The following is a 2,928-nucleotide window of genomic DNA, read 5'->3' on the forward strand; positions in this document are numbered from 1 at the left end:
TGGATAAGCGACAGACGTTCAGCCGCGCAACGCGCCGCGGACCCGTCACTAACAACGTCTAACACGTTGAACCGGAACGTGTTCCTGGGCGGACAGCAACGCAGGTCAGGGCCAGATCCACCCGCAATTTGCGGCTTGACCTGCTCAAACATGCGTTGGTGAGCGTTGGAGCGATTGGGGCAGTTACGCCGCAGTTGCGTACCCGCTGCGTACCCGCCAACAAACAGACCCCGTGCCTCGTCGTAGTTAGGCGCGGCGGTGCGGTCGGTGGTCTGGTCCGCTGCGCCAGCGGTGACCACACTCGTCAATGCGCTCGAACAGCGCGGCGGTCGGTACGGTCTGCAGACGATGTGCGAGGGCGGCGGCATGGCCAACGCCACCATCATCGAGCGTTTGGGCTAGGCAGCTTCGCCGCTTCTACTAACGCTTGGTGAGCGATGGCAGGTTGGCGAGCTGTGGGACATCTAACTGTCTCAAATCGGAGAGGGTGCATCGGCGGACAACACGGCAGCAGTGTTGTCCGGCTTCGGCGGCCACGGAGTCAGAACGATCTTTCCGCCGAGGCCGCCAGCGTCGATGCGGGTGTGGACCTCTGGCGCGGCGGCGAGGGGTAGGCGGTCGATAACCACTGGATGGATGGCACCGTCGCGCAACAGTGCGAACAGTGCAGCCATATCTGCCTTGAACTCGTCGGGGTGGGTCTTTCGCCGGGAGGTGATGCTGTACCACTTCGCGCGCCGTCTGCGGAATACGACATTGAAGGTGTCCCAGAATTTGAGTCGGGCGATGCCCAGCCCTGCCGAAAGTAAGCCTTCGCGTCCGTCGGCCATGGTTTGTGATCCATACCCCACGAGTAGGCCCCCGGATGCGAGGCAGGCGTAGGACCGTGCGAAATGCGCTCCGCCGATGGCGTCGAAGACGGCATCGACCCCGGCGGTGAGCTTGTGCAGTGCGTCGACGAAGTCGCCGTCGCGGTAGTCAATAGCCTTTGCGCCGAAGTTCTCCACTACCGGCATGTTGGCTGCCGAGCACGTGCCGATTGCGTTCAGACCGAAGTGGCGCGCCAGGTCGAGCAATGCCGTGCCCACAGTTCCGGAGGCTCCAATCGCGAGGATCGTTGCACCGGGTGCAAGTCGCCGGTGACGGGTGAGCATTTGAAATGCGGTGAGATAAGCCAAAGGGATACAGACCGCCTCGGCGGGATCAACACCATCGGGCACCGGCACCAGGAACTCTGCGGGGCGTATCGCGTATTGGGTGTAGCCGCCGACGACGCACAGATCGGCCACCGTCTGACCCTCGCGTGGTGATGCCACACCGGGACCGACCTTTTCGACGAGGCCCACGATGTCGTAACCGGGAATGAAGGGCAACGGTCCCTTGTAGTCCGGGTAGCGCCCACGACGGATGAAGATGTCGGTGAAACCGGTCCCTGCAGCGAGCACTTTGATGCGAACCTCGCCGGGACCGGGTTCCGGGGTGGTGGATTCCTCGATCAGATCAAGGACTTCAGGACCGCCGAACTGCGTTATAGAGATTTTTTGCCAAGTCATGGCCGGGACTTTACGCCTAGTCCCCGTGAACAGCTATTTTATGAAGATATGCGAGATAGGCATGTTTGCTGAGCTAACTCCCCTGCGCTTGGAATCGAACGTTCAGTCGGATTGATCGCCCAAGCGGCGCCCGCATCATGACCACGCTGGTCAATGCGCTAGAGCAGCGCGGCGGGCGGTATGGGTTGCAGACGATGTGTGAGGGCGGCGGGATGGCCAACGCCACCATCATCGAGCGGCTGACCTAAGGAGGCGCGGGACCTATATGCCAGCACGCTGGCTTATACCGTATGCAGCCGGATTGAGCCAGGATTGACCGCTCGGCGTGTCGCACCGCTTCTGTCGTAGGGGTCTGCCACCCTGGAAGCCGAGGAACTGCGCGGGGGAAACGCGCCGTCGAAACATTGACGCATCACCGAGGAGCGCACCCGACATGCACGTGGAGCAGTTGTTCGTCCAGACCCTCATCGACATCGATCGGAAGTTGAGGAGCAATCCGGACGAGTACGAACTGCTGAAGGTTGCCGGTCTGCTGCGGCCCATCTTGCTGGAAAAGCTTCTGGATGACGCGGCTGAGGCCGCGCCCTCTGTAGATGTGAAATTCCGCGTCGTGAAGGCAGCACCGCTGCCAATCTCACAAGAGTTGCAGGCCCACATCGACGCCCAGTGGGCGAAGTTGCACGAAACCAATCCCGAGATTCGCCGCGTCGACATCGCTGCAGAGATAAACCCAAGTCTGCTCAGCGGTGAACCGAGCAGGCCTGGGGACCAGGTGCTTGAGTTGACGCGGAAGGATTTCCTGGATCACGGGTTCATCATCTACAACGACGCCGTTTTCACCGTTGAGCACGCACTGCGCCTAACGGCCAATAGCCTGGGGGGAACCCACTGGGGCGAATGGAACAGCAGTGCGGAGGCAAAACAGCTGGGCGAATATATGAAGGGGTCGGTGTGGTTTGGCAGGCCCATGCCAGCCGCGATGATGGGCGCGATTGCGGGCTGCACGCTGCGTGCCTGCCAGCCGCTGGCAGATGAACTGACCCGGCGCGGCCTATATTCCCCTGCGTCTAGCGAGTGGATATGGTCGGCAGACGGCCACTGCAGTGTCAGAGCCCCAGAGCCAGAACCCAACCCGACAAGATGAATCCTAAATCCCGTCCCAGTACCGTTGGCCCCTTCCTAAGCGTGAGCCCGGGTACCAACCGGCTGGTGGCAGTGATGGTGGAGGCGGAGTCGTCATCAAGCCCCCGGCCGTGCCAGATGGCCGCAGTGCCGTCGTCGCCGGCGAGACAGTAGTCCACGACTACTCCGACGCATCGACCCCGCTACGCGTTCCCGCGCGACCCCCACCACGCCAGCAGCTCCTCGGTCGCCT

Annotated in this window: 2 protein-coding genes and 2 pseudogenes; 3 read left to right on the forward strand and 1 reads right to left on the reverse strand. The window is 62.1% G+C overall.

The features are described 5' to 3' along the window. Positions 1-276: 276 nt before the first annotated feature. Positions 277-402: pseudogene (locus tag ACLP9N_RS27145) on the forward strand (steroid 3-ketoacyl-CoA thiolase); the annotation flags it as partial. 71 nt (positions 403-473) lie between these two features. Here ACLP9N_RS27145 and ACLP9N_RS27150 read toward each other — a convergent pair. Beyond that, positions 474-1,553 carry a medium chain dehydrogenase/reductase family protein gene (locus ACLP9N_RS27150; RefSeq protein ID WP_442410278.1) on the reverse strand — a complete coding sequence of 360 codons (1,080 nt, stop codon included), beginning with the start codon at positions 1,551-1,553 and terminating at the stop codon, positions 474-476. 122 nt (positions 1,554-1,675) lie between these two features. Between ACLP9N_RS27150 and ACLP9N_RS27155 the strand changes: the two are divergent. Together ACLP9N_RS27155 and ACLP9N_RS27160 are read left to right on the forward strand one after the other, a co-directional pair. Beyond that, a pseudogene (locus ACLP9N_RS27155) lies at positions 1,676-1,801 on the forward strand (steroid 3-ketoacyl-CoA thiolase); the annotation flags it as partial. Between the two features lie 185 nt (positions 1,802-1,986). After that, a complete protein-coding gene (locus tag ACLP9N_RS27160; RefSeq protein WP_442410279.1) occupies positions 1,987-2,697 on the forward strand; it encodes a hypothetical protein in 711 nt (236 codons plus the stop codon). Positions 2,698-2,928: the final 231 nt, after the last annotated feature.

The organism is Mycobacterium sp. (genome assembly GCF_052144515.1).
Taxonomy (GTDB): domain Bacteria; phylum Actinomycetota; class Actinomycetes; order Mycobacteriales; family Mycobacteriaceae; genus Mycobacterium.